General features: G+C 59.7%; 24 protein-coding genes and 2 tRNA genes. 9 read left to right on the forward strand and 17 right to left on the reverse strand.

From position 1 onward, the window contains the following. Positions 1–259 precede the first annotated feature (259 nt). A complete protein-coding gene (locus tag LG409_RS09710; RefSeq protein ID WP_227406549.1) occupies positions 260–1,858 on the forward strand; it encodes a ribonuclease J in 1,599 nt (532 codons plus the stop codon). 32 nt (positions 1,859–1,890) lie between these two features. Here LG409_RS09710 and moaE read toward each other — a convergent pair whose 3' ends face one another. From moaE to LG409_RS09760, 10 genes are all read right to left on the reverse strand, one after another. Further along, positions 1,891–2,370: a molybdopterin synthase catalytic subunit MoaE gene (moaE, locus tag LG409_RS09715; protein ID WP_096922888.1), complete on the reverse strand. Its 480-nt coding sequence runs from the start codon at positions 2,368–2,370 to the stop codon at positions 1,891–1,893. Between the two features lie 3 nt (positions 2,371–2,373). Further along, positions 2,374–3,168 (reverse strand): cyclic pyranopterin monophosphate synthase MoaC, encoded by a 795-nt coding sequence (gene moaC / locus LG409_RS09720; protein ID WP_227406550.1) that lies wholly within the window; start codon positions 3,166–3,168, stop codon positions 2,374–2,376. A 4-nt stretch (positions 3,169–3,172) separates the two neighbouring features. After that, positions 3,173–3,733: a molybdopterin-guanine dinucleotide biosynthesis protein B gene (gene mobB / locus LG409_RS09725; protein WP_227406551.1), complete on the reverse strand. Its 561-nt coding sequence runs from the start codon at positions 3,731–3,733 to the stop codon at positions 3,173–3,175. Positions 3,734–3,756: 23 nt separating this feature from the next. After that, entirely contained in the window at positions 3,757–4,986 is a 1,230-nt protein-coding gene (locus LG409_RS09730; RefSeq protein ID WP_144983286.1) for a uracil-xanthine permease family protein, read from the reverse strand. 89 nt (positions 4,987–5,075) lie between these two features. Further along, a complete protein-coding gene (gene upp / locus LG409_RS09735) occupies positions 5,076–5,705 on the reverse strand; it encodes a uracil phosphoribosyltransferase (RefSeq protein ID WP_039182214.1) in 630 nt (209 codons plus the stop codon). A 97-nt stretch (positions 5,706–5,802) separates the two neighbouring features. Beyond that, positions 5,803–6,486 (reverse strand): uracil-DNA glycosylase, encoded by a 684-nt coding sequence (gene ung, locus LG409_RS09740; protein WP_227406552.1) that lies wholly within the window; start codon positions 6,484–6,486, stop codon positions 5,803–5,805. A gap of 1 nt (position 6,487) precedes the next feature. Further along, the gene (gene gpt, locus LG409_RS09745) at positions 6,488–6,967 is read right to left on the reverse strand and encodes a xanthine phosphoribosyltransferase (RefSeq protein ID WP_016914007.1); all 480 of its coding nucleotides are present in this window, start codon (positions 6,965–6,967) and stop codon (positions 6,488–6,490) included. A gap of 6 nt (positions 6,968–6,973) precedes the next feature. Further along, positions 6,974–7,519: an adenine phosphoribosyltransferase gene (locus LG409_RS09750; RefSeq protein WP_039182221.1), complete on the reverse strand. Its 546-nt coding sequence runs from the start codon at positions 7,517–7,519 to the stop codon at positions 6,974–6,976. A gap of 34 nt (positions 7,520–7,553) precedes the next feature. Beyond that, positions 7,554–8,852: an NCS2 family permease gene (locus LG409_RS09755; RefSeq protein WP_227406553.1), complete on the reverse strand. Its 1,299-nt coding sequence runs from the start codon at positions 8,850–8,852 to the stop codon at positions 7,554–7,556. Between the two features lie 192 nt (positions 8,853–9,044). Continuing rightward, complete coding sequence (locus tag LG409_RS09760) at positions 9,045–9,671, reverse strand: riboflavin synthase subunit alpha (protein WP_227406554.1); 627 nt, start codon at positions 9,669–9,671, stop codon at positions 9,045–9,047. Positions 9,672–10,133: 462 nt separating this feature from the next. On the opposite strand from LG409_RS09760, the gene LG409_RS09765 reads away from it, so the two are divergent. The 4 genes from LG409_RS09765 (at position 10,134) to LG409_RS09780 (ending at position 13,305) form a co-directional block, all read left to right on the forward strand. Beyond that, entirely contained in the window at positions 10,134–11,177 is a 1,044-nt protein-coding gene (locus LG409_RS09765; protein WP_039182229.1) for a methionine ABC transporter ATP-binding protein, read from the forward strand. Further along, complete coding sequence (locus LG409_RS09770; RefSeq protein WP_026001709.1) at positions 11,158–11,811, forward strand: methionine ABC transporter permease; 654 nt, start codon at positions 11,158–11,160, stop codon at positions 11,809–11,811. The genes LG409_RS09765 and LG409_RS09770 overlap by 20 nt, the downstream gene beginning before the upstream one ends. A gap of 136 nt (positions 11,812–11,947) precedes the next feature. After that, entirely contained in the window at positions 11,948–12,742 is a 795-nt protein-coding gene (locus tag LG409_RS09775; RefSeq protein ID WP_227406555.1) for a MetQ/NlpA family ABC transporter substrate-binding protein, read from the forward strand. A 95-nt stretch (positions 12,743–12,837) separates the two neighbouring features. Next, positions 12,838–13,305 carry a GAF domain-containing protein gene (locus LG409_RS09780; RefSeq protein ID WP_096922881.1) on the forward strand — a complete coding sequence of 156 codons (468 nt, stop codon included), beginning with the start codon at positions 12,838–12,840 and terminating at the stop codon, positions 13,303–13,305. A 42-nt stretch (positions 13,306–13,347) separates the two neighbouring features. Here LG409_RS09780 and LG409_RS09785 read toward each other — a convergent pair. Both LG409_RS09785 and LG409_RS09790 read right to left on the reverse strand, forming a co-directional pair. After that, positions 13,348–13,424, reverse strand: a tRNA-Val gene (locus LG409_RS09785). 20 nt (positions 13,425–13,444) lie between these two features. After that, positions 13,445–13,521 (reverse strand) — tRNA-Val (locus LG409_RS09790). A gap of 181 nt (positions 13,522–13,702) precedes the next feature. On the opposite strand from LG409_RS09790, the gene LG409_RS09795 reads away from it, so the two are divergent. Further along, on the forward strand, positions 13,703–14,773 hold the full coding sequence (locus tag LG409_RS09795; protein WP_227406556.1) for an endonuclease/exonuclease/phosphatase family protein: 1,071 nt from the start codon (positions 13,703–13,705) through the stop codon (positions 14,771–14,773). Between the two features lie 37 nt (positions 14,774–14,810). Here the strand turns inward: LG409_RS09795 and LG409_RS09800 are convergent, their stop codons facing one another. After that, entirely contained in the window at positions 14,811–16,187 is a 1,377-nt protein-coding gene (locus tag LG409_RS09800; protein ID WP_193461895.1) for a class II fumarate hydratase, read from the reverse strand. Between the two features lie 353 nt (positions 16,188–16,540). Between LG409_RS09800 and LG409_RS09805 the strand changes: the two genes are divergently transcribed. Further along, positions 16,541–16,915, forward strand: a complete 375-nt coding sequence (locus LG409_RS09805; protein WP_039182247.1) for a phasin family protein — start codon at positions 16,541–16,543, stop codon at positions 16,913–16,915. Positions 16,916–17,015: 100 nt separating this feature from the next. Here LG409_RS09805 and hda read toward each other — a convergent pair whose 3' ends face one another. Together hda and LG409_RS09815 are read right to left on the reverse strand one after the other, a co-directional pair. Next, the gene (hda, locus tag LG409_RS09810; protein ID WP_039182250.1) at positions 17,016–17,720 is read right to left on the reverse strand and encodes a DnaA regulatory inactivator Hda; all 705 of its coding nucleotides are present in this window, start codon (positions 17,718–17,720) and stop codon (positions 17,016–17,018) included. Beyond that, positions 17,717–18,820 (reverse strand): AI-2E family transporter, encoded by a 1,104-nt coding sequence (locus LG409_RS09815; RefSeq protein ID WP_039182252.1) that lies wholly within the window; start codon positions 18,818–18,820, stop codon positions 17,717–17,719. The genes hda and LG409_RS09815 overlap by 4 nt, the downstream gene beginning before the upstream one ends. Before the next feature lie 192 nt (positions 18,821–19,012). Here LG409_RS09815 and purM point away from each other — a divergent pair, with 192 nt between their 5' ends. Continuing rightward, on the forward strand, positions 19,013–20,092 hold the full coding sequence (gene purM / locus LG409_RS09820) for a phosphoribosylformylglycinamidine cyclo-ligase (protein ID WP_227406557.1): 1,080 nt from the start codon (positions 19,013–19,015) through the stop codon (positions 20,090–20,092). Further along, entirely contained in the window at positions 20,089–20,832 is a 744-nt protein-coding gene (purN, locus tag LG409_RS09825; RefSeq protein ID WP_227406558.1) for a phosphoribosylglycinamide formyltransferase, read from the forward strand. Before purM ends, purN begins: the two co-directional genes overlap by 4 nt. Before the next feature lie 100 nt (positions 20,833–20,932). On the opposite strand, the gene dcd is transcribed toward purN, so the two are convergent. Both dcd and apbC read right to left on the reverse strand, forming a co-directional pair. Next, positions 20,933–21,499 carry a dCTP deaminase gene (gene dcd, locus LG409_RS09830; protein WP_039182260.1) on the reverse strand — a complete coding sequence of 189 codons (567 nt, stop codon included), beginning with the start codon at positions 21,497–21,499 and terminating at the stop codon, positions 20,933–20,935. An 11-nt stretch (positions 21,500–21,510) separates the two neighbouring features. Beyond that, the gene (gene apbC, locus LG409_RS09835) at positions 21,511–22,311 is read right to left on the reverse strand and encodes an iron-sulfur cluster carrier protein ApbC (RefSeq protein ID WP_052196470.1); all 801 of its coding nucleotides are present in this window, start codon (positions 22,309–22,311) and stop codon (positions 21,511–21,513) included. Between the last annotated feature and the right edge of the window lie 113 nt (positions 22,312–22,424).

Consider the following 22,424-nt stretch of genomic DNA (forward strand, 5'->3'; position numbering starts at 1 on the left):
CGTATGTAACGGCACGTTCGCCAGGGACTTACCTGCCGACAGGCAAGCCTCACCAGGCGCGCTAGTGTAACGCAAGCGCTGCGACCAAGCACTGTGGTGCAGTGCCGCGATGATTGTTACAGGCCCCTCCCTTCCCGTATAGTTAAGAGATTACTTCCCAGGCTTTTCATGACCGATGCATCCACCACGCGTTCAACTTCGTCCCCGTCGCCGCCCGCCCCTGCACCTGCTTCCGCTAGGTGGATGCGGTGAAATTGGAATGAATCTTACGCTGTATGGATACGACGATCAGTGGATCGCCGTCGATTGCGGCATGATGATTCGTCAAGATCTGCCCAACTCGCCGCTGCAGGTACCCAACACCGACACCCTGCAGACCCTCGGTATCACGCCTGCCGCGCTGTTCATCACCCATGGTCATGAAGACCACATCGGCGCCGTCGCCTGGCTATGGCCGCGCTGGGGCTGCCCTATTTTTGCCACCCCGCTGGCGGCGGGCCTGCTGCGCCACAAGTTTGCCGAACACCAGCTCAGCAGCGCTGCCATCGAAATCATCGAACCCGGCGATGCGGTTGAGCGCGGGCCCTTTACCCTGCGTTACTTGAGTGTCACCCACTCCATACCTGAAAGCTGCGCCATCATGATGCAGGCAGGCGACTATCGGGTTCTGCATACGGGTGACTGGAAACTGGACCCGGAGCCGCTCATCGGTGCGCCGGTGAATGCCGCCCATTTCCGCGCGCTGGCCCCTCTGGACCTGGTGGTGGGTGACTCTACCAATGCCCCCATGCCAGGGCAGTCGGCCAGCGAAGGCGATGTCGCCAAGGCACTGGCCAGCACCCTTGCGAAGTGCAAGGGGCGCGTCGTGGTATCGTGTTTCGCCAGCAACCTGGCGAGGGTTCTGGCCATCGGGCGTGCCGCACAAGCCTGCGGACGCCGCGTCAGCTTGATGGGCCGCTCCATGGAGCGCATGGTGAGCGTGGCCAGAGGGTTGGGCTACCTGGACGACTTCCCGCCGCTGGTCCCGTCCCACGATCTGGGATACCTGCCTCCCGAAGAAGTCGTGATCATTGCCACGGGCAGTCAGGGTGAGCCACGCGCTGCGCTTCAACGACTGGCGCAACGCCGTCATCCCTTCGTCGACCTGGAGCCCGGTGACAGCGTCATTTTTTCCGCCAAGGCCATCCCGGGCAATGAGCGCCCCATCGAACAGCTTAAAAAACGTTTGTTACAGCTGGGTGTCGACCTCTTCGATGAAAACAATCATCCCGAGCTGCATGCCACAGGGCATCCAGCCCAAGAAGAGCTCAAGAAGCTTTACCAATGGGTGCGCCCAAAAGCCCTGCTACCCGTGCACGGTGAAGCTCGACATCAGCAGGCCCACCAGGCACTGGCCGAACAGCTGGGCATCAGCGCGCCCCTTGCGCCGCTCAATGGCGACATGATCGCGCTGGACAACCAGGGCCTGCGCCTGGAAACACGCCACCCCCAGCCACCTTGCATCGTCGATCAAAACAGCGTGAGGCCCCACCCCGGGCTCGAGCACCAGACTCCCGGCGCACGGCGCGGAAGCCTGTTTCTGGCACTACCGGTCACCGCCACCGAGACTGGCTGGTGGCGCATTGGCCGGATGATGCTGGATACCACGGGGGCCAGCCCACTGGACGAAGAGAGCTTCAGCGACTGGCTGGACGAGCAGCTGGAAGAGATCGAAGCGGAAACGCTGGCAGACTTGCGACACGCCCTGCAGCCGCGCCTGATGCACTGGCTGACCAACCACTTGCAACACATGCCAGAGGTGCATCTGCAGATCATGGCAGCCGACATGCCCACCGAAGAGGAACTGGACCGACAGTAGTCCCTTTCCAGGTCAGCAGGCTGAAGAGCAGCTCACGACCAGCGCTCGGCATCCTGCTGATCGGTCTTGCGCTCCTTGACCCAATACGTCCCCTGCCGTGCACGCTCCTTTTTCCAGAACGGCGCCTGAGTCTTGAGATAATCCATGACGAAGTCGCAGGCCAGGAAGGCATCCCGGCGATGCGCACTGGCGACCAGCACGCGAACGATGGGGTCACCTGGCGCCAAATCTCCCACCCGATGAATGATGCGCACCGCCTGGAGCGACCAGCGTTGCCAGGCCTGCTCGGCGATCTCCATCAGGCTGCGCTCGGTCATTCCCGGGTAATGCTCCAGCGTCAAGCCCAGTACATCGGGCGACTCGTTGAAGTCGCGCACCAGCCCGGTAAAGCTGACCACCGCGCCGATATCCGTGCGACCCCGAAGCGCCTGCTCGTAGCCATGCGCCATGGAGAAGCTGTCCTCGGTGACCTCGACAACGAGCGCTTTATGCGGATGCTCAAGCAGCGCCATGGCTTAGCCTCCCGTGACCGGTGGGAAGAACGCCACTTCGTCATCGTCGGTAATGCGCGAACTGTCGCTGGCCATGACCTGGTTGATGGCACATAACGTACGCTGATCGGACAACAGCGCATAGCGCGCATCCTGAGCGCTGAGCGCCGCCTTCAGGCCCGCGACGTTGCGGCTCGGCAAGCGGTCCAGATCCACCGACACATCGCTTTCCCCGACTCGCTCGCGCAGCTCGGCCAAAAACTTGACCCGCACGCAGGGAGATGAGCAACGCTCCCCAAGGCTTACTTCCCCGGAGACCCCTTCGCCGGTCACGATGGGCGCGGGCATCAGGCGCTGGTAGTCTCCCCGGCTGCCTCCCTGCTTGCTCTCCAACTGCACGGCTTCGATGCGCATCTCTTTATCGACGGCCTTGCACATGTCATACAGCGTCAGGCAGGCCACGGACACGGCCGTCAGGGCCTCCATCTCTACCCCCGTCCGGCCATTCAGGCGACACAGCGCCGTGACGTTGACCCAACCGTTGTCGTGGTCGATCTCGAAGTCCACCGATACCTTGGAAAGCGCCAAGGCGTGGCACAGCGGTATCAGCTCGTGGGTACGCTTGGCCGCTTGAATACCGGCGATGCGCGCCGTGGCCAGCACATCACCCTTGGGCAAGGCACCGTCCGTCAGCAGCTGAAGCGTCTGAGCGCTCATCACGATTCGTCCAGAGGCAACGGCCTCTCGGCGTGTCTCAGCCTTGTCGCCAACATCGACCATGTTGGCTTCGCCTTGGGCATTGAGGTGGGTTAACTGCATCGTGTCACCTTTTGCTATCAATCAGAGAGTGGCGCTGCTCGGCAGCCCAGTCGAACACCCAGCGGGCAATACCATCAATGTCGTCGAGGTTCAGCCGCATCACATCCTCACGCAGAGGCACAGGCGCCGCGCCACTCAGCGCAACGGCCACCCCATGCGGGTCATCGAGGATGTGCGCATCACCAATGCCCTCTCGGTAGAGCACCAGCTTGGTGATGGGCCAGGCTTTGAAACCTTCGACGATGACCAGGTCTGGCGCATGCGGTGCCATGAGCGAAAGCAGATACGCCAGATCCGGCTCTTCCTCTGTCGGCAGATCCATCATCAGTGCCAGACGGCGACTCGATGCCACCAGCATCGGGGCCGCTCCGGCCTTGCGCAACTGGTAACTATCCTTGCCAGGCTGATCCACCTCGAACTGGTGATGGGCATGCTTGATCACCGCCACCGACAGGCCAAGTGCTCGCAGCCGAGGCAGCAGCTGTTCGAGCAGCGTGGTCTTTCCCGTCCCGCTCCACGCGGCGACGCCCAGCACCGGAAACCCACAGTTTGGTGGCTCTTTCATGGCATACCTCGTCAACTGAGCGACTATTCGCCTTCTTTCTCTGCAGGCAACAGCCAGTTTAACGCAATGCCCACCAAGGCTGCCAAACTTACGCCCTGCAAGGTGAATTGACCACCCCCGAACTGCATGCCACCAATGCCGAAGACCAGAATCAGCGACACCACCACCAGATTACGCGCCGCCGTCAGCGACTGCCCTGCGCGCACCAGGGTATTCATGCCCACCACGGCAATCGAGCCAAACAGCAGAGTCATGATGCCGCCCATCACCGGACCGGGAATGGTTTGCAGCAAGGCACCCAGCTTGCCGACGAATGCCAGCACGATGGCCAGCACGGCGGCAATCACCATGTATTTCGGGTTGAACGCCTTGGTCAGCGTCACCGCGCCGGTCACTTCGGAATAAGTGGTATTGGGCGGACCACCGAACAGCGCCGCCGTGGTCGTGGCCAGGCCGTCACCCAGCAGCGTGCGATGCAGGCCGGGTTTTTCCAGGTAGTTCTTGCGAGTCACCGAACCAATCGCCACCATGTCGCCGATATGCTCCACAGCGGGTGCGATGGCCACCGGAATCATGAACAGAATTGCGGCCCAGTGAAAACTAGGGGCAGTGAAATTTGGCACCGATAGCCAGGCCGCTTCCCTGACCGGGGTAAAATCGACCACCCCCATCAGCAGGGCCAGTAGGTAGCCCACCGCAATACCGCCCATGATGGGCACCAGACGCAGCAAGCCGCGGCCAAAGACGGCCAGCACCAGGGTCACCAACAGGCTGGCCATGGAGAGAAAGATCGCCGCACCGTAACCAATGTTGTCACTGGTTTCACCCGTGGCCATGCTGACCGCCACTGGCGCCAGAGCAAGACCAATGACCATGATGACCGGCCCCACCACCACCGGTGGCAACAAGCGGTGCAACCAGGCCGTGCCTTTCAGTCGAACGGCCTGTGAAATGGCCACGTATACCAACCCGGCGGCCATCAGCCCGCCCATGGTGGCAGAGACTCCAAAGCTGGCAATCGACCCCTGAATGGGGGCAATGAAAGCGAAGGAAGAAGCCAAAAAGACCGGCACCGTCTGGCGCGTAATGCCGTGGAAAACGAGCGTGCCCACTCCAGCGGTAAACAAGGCCACGCTGGGGTCCAAGCCCGTCAGCAGCGGCACCAGCACCAAGGCACCAAACGCGACGAACAGCATTTGTCCGCCGGTCAGCAGTAGTTTAGGCCACGACTCTTGTGCACTATTCGTTGTCATTGCACCACTCCAGGAAGGTTTATCGTAGATAACGGAGGCAAAAAAATGCCCCCAACGCGGTGCGTAAGGGGCTGTATGTTACGGAGCGCTTAACGCGTTCCGAAAATCTTGTCGCCGGCATCTCCCAGGCCGGGGACGATGTAGCCATTCTCATCGAGTCGGTCGTCTACCGACGCGGTGTAGATTTCTACATCAGGATAAGCATCTTGCACCCGTTTGATCCCTTCAGGGGCAGCCACCAGCACGATCACTTTCATGTGTTCACAACCGCGCTCACGCAGCATGTCCAGTGTCGCCACCATGGAACCACCGGTCGCCAGCATGGGGTCGATGACGATGGCCATGCGCTCTTCGATATCGTTGGCAAACTTGGCGAAGTATGGCACCGGCTGCAGCGTTTCCTCATCACGGTAAAGGCCTACAACGCTCACCCTGGCACTGGGGATGAGGTCGGTCACGCCTTCCAGCATGCCCAGACCCGCTCGCAGAATGGGCACGATGGTGACTTTTTTACCCTTGAGACGCTGTGTCGCGATAGGCTCACCGTTCCATCCCTGAATCTCGTGATTTTCAAGTTCCAGACCCTTGGTCGCTTCGTAGGTCAGCAGCTTGGCCACCTCACCCGCCAATTCACGAAAGCTTTTCGTGCTCAGGTCAGCTTCACGCATGAGTCCCAGTTTATGCTGAACAAGCGGATGGTTAATGGCGTACACACTCATGGGACTTCCTCACTACAGGGGATTCGGGATGGCAATCAGGATCGCATCGACACGCGATCAAAATTGCGCGCCATTCTACCCGCAACTGACCATCAGGTTAAGGCTTTTCCGGCAATTGCCACGTAATAGGCGTACGGCCCTGCTGCTGGAGGAACTGATTTGCCTTGGAAAAATGGTGATTACCGAAGAAACCACGGTGTGCCGACAGTGGCGAAGGATGTGGCGACTCCAGTACCAAATGGCGCTGGGTATCGATCAGCGCTTTCTTCTGGCGGGCATGACTGCCCCAGAGCAGAAACACACAGGGCTCGCCGTGCTGGCTGACGGTTTCGATGGCCCGGTCGGTGAACGCCTCCCAGCCCTTGCCGCGATGCGACGCTGCATTGCCCTGCTCCACGGTCAGCGCAGTGTTCAGCAACAATACGCCCTGTTTGGCCCAGGGTTCCAGGAAGCCATGGCGCACCGGTGTAAAACCTACGTCCGCCGCCAACTCTTTATAGATGTTGACCAGCGACGGCGGCACCGGCACCCCTGGCTGTACCGAAAAACACAGGCCATGTGCCTGGTTGGGGCCGTGGTAGGGGTCCTGACCGAGAATGACCACCTTGACCGAGGCCAGCGGGGTCAGCTCGAACGCACGAAACCAGTGGGACGAATGAGGATAAATGACCTTCTTGGCCGCTTTTTCCTGAGCCAGAAAGGCTTTCAAGGCCGACATGTAGTCGGCCTTGAACTCTTGCCCCAGCCACTGTTGCCAGTCATTGGGTAGCGGAGTCGACATGTTACTTCTTCATCTGGTCGGCGAGAGGCTCGACATAGGCAATGCCCATGTCCCAGGGGAACTGAATCCAGCACTGCTGTGCCACTTCGGTCAGGTACTGATCCACCAGCGGCCGACCTTCGGGCTTGGCGTAGATGGTCACGAAATGCGCCTTGGGCAGCATTTCACGCACCGCACGCGCCGTCTTGCCGGTGTCGACCAGATCATCCACCAGCAGCCAGCCTTCGCCGTCGTGGTCGACGCCCTTCATGATGTCCAGGCCACCCTGGTTCATGTGGTCGTAGCTCTTGATGCAGATCGTGTCGATCAGGCGGATGTTGAGTTCACGGGCAATCAGCGCCGCAGGAATCAATCCGCCTCGGGTAATCGCCACGATCCCCTTGAAGTCACGCTCGATCAGCAAATGGCACAGCTGACGAACGTCACGATGAATCTGATCCCAGGAGACGGTGAAGTGTTGGTGGTAGCGTTCGCTGCTCATGGGGCGTTACTCGTCTTCATTAAAGGAACAGACCGCGAATACGCTATAGCCCGCATCGCGAATTTTGGTAGAGCCACCCAGTTCAGGCAGGTCGATGATCGTTGCCGTCTCGACGACCTGGCCGCCGCAGCGCTGAATGAGGTTGGCCGCTGCCAGCATGGTACCGCCGGTGGCAATCAGATCATCCATCAACAAAATACGGTCATTCTGCTGGAAAGCATCGGCGTGCAGCTCGACTTCCGAATGACCATACTCCAGCGTATAGGTCTCGCTGATCGTCTTGAACGGCAGCTTGCCCTTCTTGCGCACCGGCACGAAGCTGCAGCCCAGCTCATAGGCCAACGGGGCGCCAATAATGAAGCCACGAGCGTCAATCGCCGCGATGGCATCCAGGTTCATCTCCTGGTAGCGGTGCACGAAGCTATCGATCAGCTTGCGAAAGGCAGCGCTGTTTTGCAGCAGCGGAGTGATGTCACGGAAGTTCACTCCTTGCTCTGGCCAGTCAGGAACCGTGCGAATAACGGACTTAATGTAATCGCCGTAGATGCTCATCGCGTCTCTCATTGATTAGTCAAAATGCGGGCAGTTAGCCCAGGAACAGGAATTTTGCTGCAAACAGCAGCGCCAGCACGACCACTGCCGGATTCAGGTCGCTGAATCGACCTGACAGGGTCTTGATGGCAACGTAGCTGATGAAGCCCAGGGCAATACCCTCGGCAATCGAGAAGGTCAGCGGCATGGCCAGCGCAGCGATCAGCACCGGCGCGGCGTCTGTGGGGTCTTCCCAGTTGGCATGCGCCAGGCTACCCGCCATCAGCACCGCCACGTACAGCAGAGCGCCCGCCGTGGCATAGGCCGGAATGGAACCCGCCAGCGGCGCAAAGAACAGGCTGATCAAAAACAGTACGCCAACGACCACCGCCGTCAGTCCGGTACGGCCGCCCGAGGCAATGCCCGCTGTCGACTCGATGTAACTGGTCGTGGTGGAAGTACCCAGCGCAGCACCGGCCATGGACGCCGTGCTATCAGCCATCATGGCACGACCAATGCGCGGCAGCTTGCCATCCTTGTCCAGCAGCTTGCCACGGTGTGCCACGCCCACCAGCGTACCCGAGGTGTCGAACAGGTCCACGAACAGGAACGCAAAAATCACGCTCAGCATGGCCACGTCCAGCGCACCCATCAGATCCATGGCCATGAACGTCGGCGCGATGGAAGGCGGCATGGACATGATCCCGCCATACTGGTTGTGGCCCAGCACCATGGCCATGACGGTCACACCAAGAATACCGATCATCACCGCACCGGTCACGCGCAGGTAGGCCAGCGCGGTAATCACGAAAAAGCCCAACAAGGCGTAAATGGCCGGCGGCTGGGACAGGTCGCCCAGCGCCACGTAGGTCGCCGGATTGGACACCACGATGCCCGCATTCTTCAGGGCGATCATCGCCAGGAACAGGCCGATACCCGCCGCAATGCCCAATCGCAGCGACAGCGGAATCGAGTTGATGATCCACTCACGAATTTTGAAGATACTCAGCAGAAAGAAGGTCAGGCCCGAGAAGAATATCGCCCCCAGCGCGGCCTCCCAGGTGTAGCCCATTCCCAGCACGACACCATAGGTAAAGAAGGCGTTCAAACCCATCCCCGGCGCCTGGGCAATGGGGTAGTTGGCCCATAGCCCCATCACGAAACAGCCAATGGCCGCCGCCAGACACGTCGCCACAAACACGGCACCGTAATCCATGCCGGCTTCGGAAAGAATGCTCGGGTTGACGAAGATGATATAGGCCATCGTAAGGAACGTGGTGACCCCTGCAATCACCTCGGTTTTTACGTTGGTCTTCTGCTCGGCGAGCTTGAAGTAGTCGTCCAGAAATTTCATGTCGTTTTTATCCTTCGCGCTTACGCTGGATGCGTCCCTTGGTGCGAGAAAAGCCGCACATACTACCGAAAGGCACTGCGCGATGCGAGTACCCCGTGTGCAGCGAATGAAAGGGCGATGGCGCCCCTATCTTATGATTAGCAAACTTCAGGCCATAAGCTAACCGATTGGTCAACACTGGCCGATAATTTTCTACAGCCGACTCGCCAGCACCCGCTCCACGGTCTCCACGATGACCTGGGTTTGCGGGTCGATCTCGATATTGACCCAGTCTCCGACCAGTCGCTCCTTGAGCATGGTGCGCGACAGCGTTTCGGGAATCAGGTTGACGCTGAACTCCACCCCTTCCCCAGCGCCAGCCGGTCGTACGTCCCCCACGGTCAAGCTGATACCATCCACGCCAATGTAGCCTTTCTCGAACACGAACTTGGCCATGGAGGGGGGCAGCAAGAACCACAGCCGACGATTGTTGGGGGCTTCCTCGATGGTCACGACCTTGGCCATACAGATGATGTGCCCGGACATGGAGTGCCCGCCAATTTCATCACCAAAACGGGCTGCACGCTCTATATTGACGCATTGCCCCACCTCGATTGCACCAAGATTAGTCAATCGCAGCGTTTCACGCATCAAATCAAAGCTGACCTTCTCACCTTCGATGCGCGTGACGGTCAAACAGACCCCGTTGTGTGCTACCGACGCACCAATTTCCAGCCCCTCACGCAGCTCTTCGGGCAGCGCCACCACGTGGGTACGAAACGCCTCCAGCTCCAGCACTTCGACGACTTCGGCGATACCTTGCACAATACCGGTGAACATGGACTTTCCCTCTGTTGATTCGCCAGCGAACTGGCTCAAGCTGTAAAAATTTCCGCAAGCTTACACCCTATGCCCCAACCTTGTGCAGTGCAGGCCCGGCAAGTGCTTGAACAGCGTGTTTTTTGCTGTCCAACGCAGCCTGAAAAGACCCAATTCAGTATCAAAAACTAAAAACAAGCCCTAAAAAAGCGAAAAACTCTGTATAAGCACGCTTAAACATGAAATAGACCGTATTTAATTGACAATTCACCCACCTCTCTTTAGACTTTCGCCGCAAATGTAATGACGCCGATTTGTACCCAGATTGCGGGCGTCCACGCGGTTCCTGTAACCACGTGAAGTGCAGCTAAAAGGGTGTGTCCAGCGTTGATGGCCACCCGCAAGGGTGGCCTTTTTTTTGTTACCCTCCCTACGCTCGCCTCCCCCGCACTCCGTCTTCGGCCTAACATTAAGGCAGACGCTATGATTGAACTTAGCAACGTAAGCAAAACCTACGGTAGCGGCCCCAGCGCCGTTCACGCCCTTCGGGATGTCAATTTAACGATCCCCAAGGGCAGCATTCACGGCGTCATCGGCCTATCCGGCGCAGGCAAATCGACCCTGATCCGCTGCGTCAACCTGCTGGAGCGCCCCACCAGTGGCAAGGTACAGGTCGACGGCCAGGAAATGACTCAGTTGAGCCGCCGCGACCTGAATCAGGCACGCCATCGTATCGGCATGATCTTTCAGCACTTCAACCTGCTCACCACGCGCACAGTCTTCGATAACGTGGCGCTGCCGCTGGAGCTGATGGGCGAGAAGCGCAGCGCCATCAAGAACCGCGTCTTGCCACTGCTCGACATGGTCGGTCTGGCCGACAAGGCCAAGCAGTACCCCGCGCAACTCTCAGGTGGTCAGAAGCAGCGCGTGGCCATTGCCCGGGCGCTGGCCAGCAAGCCCAACGTACTGCTCTGCGACGAGGCCACGTCGGCCCTGGACCCGCAAACCACCAGCTCCATTCTGGAACTGCTGCGCGACATCAATCAGCAGCTGGGCATTACCATTCTGCTGATCACTCATGAGATGGAAGTGGTCAAATCGATCTGCCATCGCGTCAGTCTGATTTCCGGCGGGCGACTGGTAGAAGACGCCGAAGTCGGCGATTTCTTTACCGCACCAGCCACCCAGCTAGGTCGCGAGTTCCTCAACGACTTCCTGCAGCTGAGCCCACCCAAGGAGCTGCTGGAGCGCTTGCAAGCGCAGCCCGGCGAGCAGACCCACCCAGTGGTGCGGCTGACCTTCTCGGGCGATGCGGTCTCCACGCCGCTGATTTCACGTCTGGCGCGCGAATGCAGCGTGGATGTCAGCATTCTGCAGGCCAAGGTCGAGTCGATTCAGGAGCGCACGCTGGGCTTGATGATCGCCGAGCTGCTGGGCACTCCGGCACAGACCGAGCAAGCCATGTCTTATCTGGAATCGCATCAACTACAGGTGGAGGTACTGGGTCATGTCCAGCGCAATGTTTGATCTCGTGTTACAGGCGACGCTGGACACCCTTTACATGGTGGCCGTGTCCGGCGTCATCGCCACACTGCTGGGCCTGCCGCTGGGGGTGCTGCTGTACGTCACGCGGCCCCGGCAGATTCTGGCCATGCCGGTACTCAACCAGGCACTGGGCATCATCACCAACGTAGGCCGTTCGATTCCGTTCATCATTCTGATGGTCGCCATCATTCCTTTCACGCGAATGCTGGTCGGCACCTCCATCGGCATCAATGCCGCCTCGGTTCCTTTGACCATCGCGGCCATCCCCTTCGTCGCCCGTCTGATCGAAGGCGCGCTCAACGAAATTTCGCCCGGCCTGATCGAGTCCGCCCAGTCGATGGGCGCCACGCCCTGGCAAATCATCACCAAGGTGCTGATCCCTGAAGCACGCGGCGGCATCATCACCGGTCTCACCATTACCGTGGTGACCCTGGTGAGCTACTCGGCCATGGCAGGCGCCGTTGGTGGCGGCGGCCTTGGCGATTTGGGCATTCGCTATGGCTACAACCGCTTCAACCCGACCATCATGCTGATCACCGTGGTGATTCTGGTGGTCATGGTGCAAGGTTTCCAAAGCCTGGGCGACTATCTGGTACGCAAAAGCGATCGCAAGTAAGCCACCGACGGCTCAGCGAAATGACATAGCTTTTAGCTTTGATCAGCATAGCCACATATAGCGAAAACGAATTAGACTTGCGCTTCTTATTACCGCATCATTGCAACACGATTCACCTCAACACTGGAGCAACGCCATGCAAAAACTCGTTATTGGCAGCCTGACCGCCCTGGCACTGGCCATCAACGTCGCCAACGCCGACACGCGCACCATCAAGATGGGCACGGTCGCTGGCCCGGAAACCGAAGTCATGGAAGTCGCGGCGCGCATTGCCAAGGAAGAGTTCGACCTGAACGTCGAAATCATCGAGTTTACCGATTACGTGACGCCCAACGCGGCACTGGCCGATGGCAGCCTGGATGCCAACGCCTACCAGCACGAGCCCTACATGCAAGCCATGATCAACGACCGTGGCTACGACTTTGCCATCGCCGGCTACACCTTCGTGTACCCCATTGGCGCCTACTCTGAAAAATACAGCAGCATCGATGAACTGCCGGACGGCGCTCAGATCGCCCTGCCGAACGACCCTTCCAATGAAGGTCGCGCTCTGATCCTGATGCACAACGAAGGTCTGATCACGCTGAACGATCCGACGCTCCTGGAAGCCACCCCCATCGACATCGCTGAAAACCCGCGCGGCTTCCGCTTCCGTGAAATCGAAGCAGCGCAGTTGCCTCGCGTACTGCCCGACGTGGACATGGCCTTCATCAACAACACCTTTGCTCAGCCAGCAGGCCTCAGCCTGGATGACGCATTGATCAAGGAAGGCCCCGAGTCTCCCTACGTCAACCTGATTGCCGTACGTGGCGGTGACGAAGAGCGTGAAGAGATTCGCCAACTGGTCGAAGCCTACCAGCGCGACGAAGTCATCGAGAAAGCCACCGAGCTGTTCAAAGGTGCCGCCGTACCTGGCTGGATCGAAGAATAATCCGCCGAGCAGCACACACGCTTTGCCATCAGGCCAGCCGCGAGGCTGGCCTGATGCGTTTTTATCCGAGACATTGATCCGAACCGGGAAACAACATGACCCCCATCGATTATGACCTGCTCAATCGTCAGCTCGCTGCCCTGCTGGACACACGCGACTGGCTGACCAACAGCGCCCAGACCAGCGCGTTCATCCAGCAATCGCTGGAACAGCTCAACTGGGTAGGCTTTTACCTGCAGCGCCAGCCGGAAATATTGACCCTAGGCCCCTTCCAGGGCAAGCCCGCCTGCAACCCCATTCCGTTCAACAAGGGAGTATGCGGCGCAGCGGCGCGCAGCTGCACCACCCAGCGAGTCGACGACGTACACGCCGTAGCCGACCATATTGCCTGCGATGCGGCCTCCCAGTCCGAACTGGTCGTCCCCATCGTTCAGGATGGCTGGCTATGGGGCGTTCTGGATATCGACAGCCCCCAGCTGGCCCGCTTCAGCGCCCAGGACCAGGCCGGCATCGAGGCGCTGGTCGATACCTTCATTCGCCAGACCGATCTGCCCCGCCCATAACGCAAAAAGCCCCGAGCAGTGCTCGGGGCTTTTTGGAGAATCTGGTAGGACCAGGCGGATTTGAACCGCCGACCTCCACGATGTCAACGTGGCGCTCTAACCAACTGAGCTATGGTCCTGAAACGTGGCTGCACATGATTGGTAGGACCAGGCGGATTTGAACCGCCGACCTCCACGATGTCAACGTGGCGCTCTAACCAACTGAGCTATGGTCCTGCTGTGCAACGGATGCGTATTCTACGGCTTTATAGCTGAATTGCAAGTCATTTTTACGTCTTCTTCTCTGCAAGGCTCTGGCAACCGCCTGAGCTGGAAGAATTATATCGACACTTGATAAACGTAACCACTAAGCTGCATCTACGTTAAATCGCCATATCATGATGCCAGGAGGTATCGCTTGCTCGGTCCATTACTGGGTTGTACCGCTCTGACACTCCTGTTCGCCACGCTGCTGGCCAGAGTCCGCCTACGCTGGTGGTGGATTCGCAGCGTCGAATTTCCACGTTTGCAGCTGGCGACAGCAGCGGCGCTCTGTGCGCTGCTGAGCGGGCTGATACTGCCTGCTAGCAATTGGCAGAACATTGCTCTGGCGGCTTCCCTGGTGAGCCTGCTGCTTCAACTGCGCTACATTATCCCTTGGACCCGCTGCTGGCCAGTCCAGGTCAAGGCCACCCACGCCGACAGCCAGGCCCCGACGCTGACGCTGCTGATCGCCAACGTGCTCACGCCCAACCGCCAGTCAGCGAAACTGCTGGCCATGATCGAGCGCCACCAGCCAGACGTGGTGCTCACTCTCGAATCCGACCAGTGGTGGCAAGAGCAGCTCGATAGCGTTCTCCACGAACGGTGGCCCCACAGCGTCAAGGTGCCGCTGGACAACCTGTATGGCATGCATCTCTATTCGCGCCTGCCGCTGAGCAACCCACAGGTAAAGTGGCTCATTCAGGACGACATCCCTTCCATCCACACGCGCGTCACCCTGGACAACGGCGAACAGATTCGCTTCTACGCCCTGCACCCCAGACCGCCCGCCCCCAGCGAGAGCGAAAAGTCGCTGTGGCGCGACGCCGAGTTGCTATGGGTAGGCCAGGAAGTCCACGAAGAGCCTTTCCCCACCATCGTGGCGGGCGATCTCAACGATGTGGCCTGGTCGCGCACCACGCGGCTGTTCTGCAGGGTCAGTGGCATGCTCGACCCCCGGCGCGGCCGCGGGCTCTTCAGCACCTTTCACGCCCACTACCCTGTGCTGCGCTGGCCGCTGGATCATGTGTTCGTCAGTGAGGAGTTTACGCTCACCCACATGGAGCGCCTGGAAGACTTCGGGTCGGATCACTTCCCCATCCTGGCGACGCTCAGCTACCAGCCGGCGCGCCAGGATGAGCACGACACCCCTTCCGCCAGTTCGGAAGAGCGTCAGGAAGCCAGTGCCACCATTGCGCAAGGCAAGAGCGAAGAGCAGCAGACCTGACGCCAAACTGGCCTGAACCAGGCCAGAGCGCGGCTGTTTACTGAGGAATCCCCCCACGCGTGAGCACCGCCGGGTCAAGCAAGCGCTCCAGGGTCGCGCGGTCCAGGTCGGTTTCTTCCTCGGCCACGTCGATGATGGGCCGACCCGCCTGATACGCCTTCTTGGCAATGGCCGCGGCAGCGTTATATCCAATGACACTGTTCAGTGCCGTGACCAGAATCGGGTTGCGCGCCAGCGGCCCCTGCAAATTGTCCTCGCGCACCTTGAAAGTGGCGATGGCCCGCTCGGCCAGCAGCGTGGCAGTGTTGCTCATCAGCGTAATGGAGGTCAGCAGATTGGCCGCCACCAGCGGTAGCATCACGTTCAGCTGAAAGTTACCGCTCTGCCCGGCCACGGTCACCGCCGTGTCCAGGCCGATCACCTGAGCCGCCGCCTGGGCCGCGGACTCGGGAATCACCGGATTGACCTTGCCAGGCATGATGGAGCTCCCCGGCTGCAGCGCCTCCAGCTCGATCTCACCCAGCCCTGCCAGCGGTCCAGAGTTCATCCAGCGCAGGTCATTGGCAATTTTCATCACCACACAGGCAAAGCCGCGCAGCTGCCCGGACAGCTCCACGGCAGCATCTTGAGAGCCCAGGCTGGCGAAGAAGCTGTCGTTGGGCACCAGAGAAAGCCCTGTTTGTCGACTCAGGTCCTCGGCCACCCGTTCGGCAAACCCTTCAGGCGTATTGATACCCGTGCCCACTGCCGTACCGCCTTGCGCCAATCGGCAAAGCCGCTGCTGAGCGCTGTCAAAACGTTCGATGGCCTGCCCCACCTGGCTGGACCAACCACCCAGTTCCTGGTCCATGCGCAGCGGCATGGCGTCCATCAAATGCGTGCGCCCGGTCTTCACAACGTGGGAAAGCGCTTCGGCACGGCGGTCGATGGTCTCTTTCAGCTGCACCAAGGCAGGTCGGAGCTGTTCATGTACCGCAATCGCCGCGGACAGATGAATGGCGGTCGGGATGACATCGTTACTGGACTGCCCCATGTTGACGTGATCATTGGGCGTGACCTCGACCCCTTCACGACTGGCCAGGGTCGCCAGCACCTCATTGACGTTCATGTTGGTGGAGGTGCCCGACCCCGTCTGGAACACATCCACTGGGAAGTGCTCATCGTACTGCCCGTCGATCACCGCCATGGCCGCCTTTTCGATGGCCGCGGCGCGCTGCTCATCCAGCAGCCCCAGCGCCTGATTGCTGCGCGCGGCAGCCAGCTTGATGCGCGCCACGGCGTGAATGAACGCCGCGGGCAGCGGGGTGCCCGACACCGGGAAGTTGTTCACCGCCCGCTGTGTCTGGGCACCGTAGAGGGCTTCTGCGGGCACTTCCAGCTCGCCCATGCTGTCTCGTTCAATCCGCGTGCTCATGGTGCTCTCCTTTTCCAATTGGCTCATCGAGTTCAGTTCGCTCGTCAATGGCTGGCATAGCCAGCACCGACGAACAAATGATAATGATTATCCATAACTTAAAGTGTAGCGATGTTCCGTGGATCGGTAAACAGCGTCCCCACAGCATGGAGGGCAAGAGGCGATTGCGCCATGTTGCACTGCACAAAAACAGCTGTTATGCTGCAAAGCAAGATGAGGTCAGCAGTTGCAGTAGCGATTTCAGGAACGCGGTTGCTGAGCCTTGAATATTGGATTGCCCTACTCGATCAGCAATCCGTTTGCCTAAGACTTTGCCCAAGACTTTGCCCAAAACAAGGCCAGGAGACATCACCATGCGTACCTTCAACACCAACGAAATGACTCAGCAGTTCGACAACCTGTTCATGGCACCTGCCCGTGCTTACATGACCCTGAGCATCGACTACTCTGAAAAACTGCTGAATGCCCAGCTGGACGCGAACAAAGCGTACGTGGACACCGGCATCGCTCAGGTGCGTCAGCTGATGAGCGTCAAGGATGCCGATGGCCTGCGCAGCTACATGGAAAGCCAGCAAAAAGTGGCCAAGGACCTGGCCGAGCGCGTCAAGGGCGACGCTGACAAGGTAGTATCGCTGCAGCAGGATTTCCTGCAGAAAAGCCAGAAGCTGACCGAAGAAAACGTCAAGCAGGCTCAGGCAGCCGCCAGCAAAATGAGCAAGAGCGCCTGATCAAACGCCAGGCTGGTGGCACGTGAGTGAGGCCAGCCCAACGTAAAAAGCCCCGAGCACGCTGTGCTCGGGGCTTTTTCATGGTGCCTGCCAATGATGTCTACCAGTTGAGTGCGCCTTTCACGAAAGGGATGGTCAGCTTGCGCTTGGCCGACAGCGACGCCTGATCCAGGGTCTCCAACGCCCGACACAGCTCGCCAAGCTCCCGGGGGCCGCGATGCAGGATATACCGCCCCACATCGTCGGGTAACTCCATTCCCCTGACCCGAGCCCGCAGCTTCAAGGCGGCCAGGCGCTCCTGGTCATCCAGCGGGTGAAGATGAAACGTCACCCCCCAGGTCAACCGTGAGGCCAGATCCGGTAGCACGACGTCCAGCCGCCTGGGCGGCGCATTGGCGGCGATCAAGAGCGCTTTGCCAGCATCTCGCAAGCGATTGAACGCATGGAACAACGCCTCTTCCCAACGCTTGCGCCCGATGACGTATTCGAGGTCGTCGATGGCCACCAGGTCAAGACGCTCGATATCCTCCAGCATCAGCGGTGGGAAATGGCCCAGGTCGGCCAACGGCAGGTAAAGGGCACGCTTGTCCTGATCCGACGCCGCGTGGCAGGCCGCCTGCAACAGATGACTACGGCCGCTGCCCGGCGCGCCCCAAAGATAGATGAACGGCTCGGCATCTGGCGACAGCTGTTGCGTCAGATGCTGCACCAGAGCTGCATTACCGCTCGAGGGATAGTAATTGTTCAGCGTTGCGTCATCACGCAACCCCACCCCGAGCGGTAACTGTGCCGGCAATCGGCTCATGAAGACTCCCTTTTGTCCTGGAGACCCAGTTCGTGCGGCGGCGACGTCGGCTCCAGCGTCTCATCATACAAGGCACTGTTCTGGTAACGCTCTTTGACTTCCTTGAGCAGCACCATGATGACCGAAGCCGCTGGCAAGGCCAGAAGCACCCCGGTCAGGCCAAACAGATTGCCCCCCGCGAGTACCGCAAAAATGACCGCCACCGGGTGCAAGCCAATCTTGTCACCCAGCAATTTGGGCTGCAGCACGACACTTTCGATGACCTGCCCCAGGCTGAATACCCCCAGCACTCCCAACAGCGCCCACCAGCTGTCGAACTGGAACAATGCCACCACCAAGGCACTGCTGAGCCCAACGATGAACCCCAGAAAGGGGACGATGCTCACTAGGCCAGAAATGACACCGATCAACAGGCCAAAATTCAGCCCCATCAGGGTCAGACCCACCGCATAGATAATGCCCAGGCACAGCATGACCAGCAACTGCCCGCGCAGGAAAGCCGCCAACACCTCGTCACAGCGCTTGGCCAGCCGAGTGGCGTCATCGACCCAGTGACGCGGAATCAAGTCGATCAGATTGTTCAGCAACCGGTTCCAGTCGAGCAAGAGGTAAAAGGTGACCACCGGGATCAACGCCACATAGGTCACCCACGTGGCAAACGCCATGCCCGAACGGCCGATCTGACCAAGCGCCTGGGCCAGGTAGCTACCGGCATCGCGCCAATTTTCAGCCAGGGTCTCCTGAACATTGTCCAGCTCGGAACGCAGGTCATACCCCGTCCACTCCTGCACCTGCGGGGCCAGGTAGTTTTCCACCCAGTCGAACACCCCCGGCACCATCTCCCCAAGCTGCTTGATCTGCTGGATGACCAGCGGAATCAGAATCAACAGACTGATGGCCAGCACCAGCAGTAAAATGAGGAATACGCTACTGACCGCCCACACCCGCTTGAGGCCCAGCCGCTGAAAATAGTTGGTCAACGGGTCTGCCAGGTACGCCAGAATCAGTCCGGCAATGAAGGGCATCAAGACGGCATCCAGCAAATATACAACGCCAACCAGGGCCACCAAAAACAGGATGCCCCACCACGAATGTCGCATTTCACTCTCTCCTTCCTGGATAAACGGTCAGCGTCAAGCAATGAATAGTAACAAAACCTGGCCAGCACGCATCTGATAACGTGTCCATCGGTGCGACTTACGTCGCGCAGTGATACAATCGCAGGCCGTTATCGCTCCGGCACTGGCAATTTGCCAGCACAATCGCTTTGCATAGGCTTCACAGGACCCGTCATGACCGAGACCTCCTCTTCCCAGTCGACTCCCTCTCTCAGCTACAAGGACGCAGGCGTCGATATTGATGCAGGCAATGCCTTGGTGGACCGCATCAAGCATGTGGCCAAGCGCACGTCACGCCCGGAGGTCATGGGCGGCCTCGGCGGTTTCGGCGCCCTGTGCGAGCTGCCTGCGGGTTACCGTCAACCCGTACTGGTCTCTGGTACCGACGGCGTAGGCACCAAGCTGCGTCTGGCCATGGACCTGGGCAAGCATGACACTATTGGGATCGACCTGGTAGCCATGTGCGTCAACGACTTGATCGTGGCCGGTGCCGAGCCGCTGCTGTTTCTCGACTACTATGCCACGGGCAAGCTGGACGTGGATATCGCCGCCGACGTGGTCACCGGCATTGGTGCAGGCTGCGAACTGGCCGGCTGTGCCCTGGTGGGCGGCGAAACCGCCGAGATGCCCGGCATGTACGAAGGCAACGACTACGACCTGGCCGGCTTCTGCGTTGGCGTCGTGGAGAAAGAGGAGATCCTGGACGGCAGCAAGGTTGCCGAAGGCGACGTACTGCTGGGCCTCGCCTCTTCCGGCCCTCACTCCAACGGCTACTCCCTGATTCGCAAGATCCTCGAAGTCAGCCAGGCGTCGCTGGAAGAGCAGGTGGACGGCAAGCCGCTGAGCGAGGCACTGATGGCCCCCACGCGCATCTATGTGCAATCGCTGCTCTCGATGATGCGTGAAACGGAGCTGGCGGTACATGCGCTGTCGCACATCACCGGCGGCGGCCTGTTGGAAAACATTCCCCGCGTGCTGCCCGACCACCTGGCGGCAAAGATCGACCTGACCACCTGGCAGCGCCCGGAAGTATTCAACTGGCTGCAAGCCAAGGGCAACGTCAACGAAACCGAAATGCACCGCGTGCTGAACTGCGGCATCGGCATGGTGGTAGTAGTGCCTGCGAGCCAGGCGGAAGCCGCCAAGGCTCACTTGCAGGCTCAAGGTGAAACCGTGTACCAGATTGGTCACATCGTGGCACGCGAGGACGAGGCCGTGGTGCTGAACAACCTCAAGGCAGGCCCGCAGGCATGAGCAGTACCGAGTACAGCACGGATACCATCAACGACCTGACCCCGGAACCCGTGGGAGCACGTCGTGTCGTGGTGTTGATCTCCGGTAGCGGCAGCAACCTGCAGGCCTTGATCAATGCCCAGCAGCACGACCGTCTGGGCGGCGAAATCGTCGCGGTCATCTCCAACGAGCCGGACGCTTACGGTCTGAAGCGCGCCCACGAAGCGGGTATCGAAGCGGTGGCTTTGCCCCACCGTGAATACGATAGCCGCGACGCCTACGACGGCGCGCTGATCAAGGTGATCGAACGCCATGAGCCGGATCTCATTGTTCTGGCGGGCTTCATGCGGATTCTGACGCCACGCTTCGTACAGCGCTTCCTGGGCAAAATGCTCAACATTCACCCGTCGCTGCTGCCTGCCTACCAGGGCCTCAACACCCACGCCAGAGCCTTGGCCGATGGCGTTGCCCAGCATGGTTGCAGCGTGCATTTCGTCACCGAAGAGCTGGACGGAGGGCCGGTGGTCTTGCAAGCCGAGCTCGCCGTCACCGCCGACGACAGCGTCGAGACCCTCAAGGAGAAGGTCCACGCCCGTGAACACCTGATCTTCCCGATTGCCGTTCACTGGTTCCTTGAAGGACGCTTGCAATACACCGCCGAAGGCGCACGCATGGATGGCCACCTGTTACCGCCCCACGGCATGCGTCTTTCCCATGCGGATGCCGCCGAAGAGCTGGACGAAGAAGCCAACGACGCCTGACCCATCGTTGCGCCCAACCCAAAACGCCCTGATGCATCACTGCATCAGGGCGTTTTTTATCCTGCCATCTGACGATGACTGATCGCTAAGTCCTTCCCCATCACGTTCTGGGCAAGGTCACCCCACGCTGTCCCATGTACTTGCCGCCGCGATCCTTGTACGAGGTTTCGCAGACCTCGTCGGATTCGAGGAACAGCATCTGGGCAACGCCTTCATGGGCATAGATCTTGGCAGGCAGGTTGGTCGTGTTGGAAAACTCCAGCGTCACGTGGCCTTCCCACTCCGGCTCCAGTGGCGTCACGTTGACGATGATGCCGCAGCGCGCGTAGGTCGATTTGCCCAGACAAATGGTCAGCACGTTACGCGGAATACGAAAGTACTCCACCGTGCGTGCCAGCGCGAACGAGTTGGGGGGAATGATGCACACGTCCCCTTTCACATCGACGAAGCTCTTGTCATCGAACGACTTGGGATCGACAATCGCCGAGTGGATATTGGTAAACACCTTGAACTCATCGGCACAGCGCACATCGTATCCGTAGCTGGACGTGCCGTAGGAGATCACCCGCTGATCGTTGACGTAGCGCACCTGCTCGGCTTCGAAGGGCTCGATCATGGCATCGCTCTGCGCCATACGGCGGATCCACTTGTCTGATTTAATGCTCATCGGTTACTTCATCACTCGCTAAAGGAAATCGTCGGGCCACCGGATTGATGGGCGTTGACGGACTGCGCCACCTGACGGGCAATCTCGGCAAACGTTTGGCTCACGGAACTCTCCGGCTCGGCAACCACGCTGGGGCGCCCGGAGTCGGCCAATTCACGAATCGACAGGGTCAGCGGCAGCCGACCCAACACCGCCGTATCATACTCTTCGGCAATGCGGTCACCGCCACCGGTGCCAAAGATCGCCGCTTCATGGCCGCACTGCTCACAGTGGTAAAGGCTCATGTTCTCGACTACCCCCAGCACAGGCACATTGACCTTGCGGAACATTTCGATGCCCTTGCGAGCATCCAGCAGCGCGATGTCTTGAGGTGTCGTCACGATCACCGCACCCGACACGGCCACTTTCTGCGCCAGGGTCAACTGAATGTCGCCGGTACCGGGCGGCATGTCGATCAGCAGGAAGTCCAGGTTGTCCCACTGGGTCTGGGTGAGCATCTGCTGGAACGCCCCCACCACCATAGGGCCACGCCATACCATGGCATCACGGGTATTGACCATGAACGCCATCGACATGGCTTGGATGCCGTGTGCTTCCAGGGGCAAAAATGTATTGTTCTCCCCGGCTTGAGGACGCATGCCCTCCTTGACGCCCAGCATCTGGGCCTGGCTGGGTCCATAGATATCGGCGTCCAGCACGCCCACACGGTAGCCCTGAGCCGACAATGCCAGCGCCAGATTCACGGTCACGGTCGACTTGCCGACACCACCCTTGCCCGAGGCCACGGCCACGATATGTTTCACACCATCCATCAATGGCTCTCCCGTTGTTGAATACCTGCATGGTCTGGCGGGAATGATACTCCTCCACCGCCCATTTCTAAACCGACAAAAACAAAAGCGGGCATGGGAAGCCCCGTGCCCGC

The organism is Halomonas sp. NyZ770, from assembly GCF_020616575.1.
In the GTDB taxonomy this organism is placed as follows: Bacteria; Pseudomonadota; Gammaproteobacteria; order Pseudomonadales; family Halomonadaceae; genus Vreelandella; species Vreelandella hamiltonii.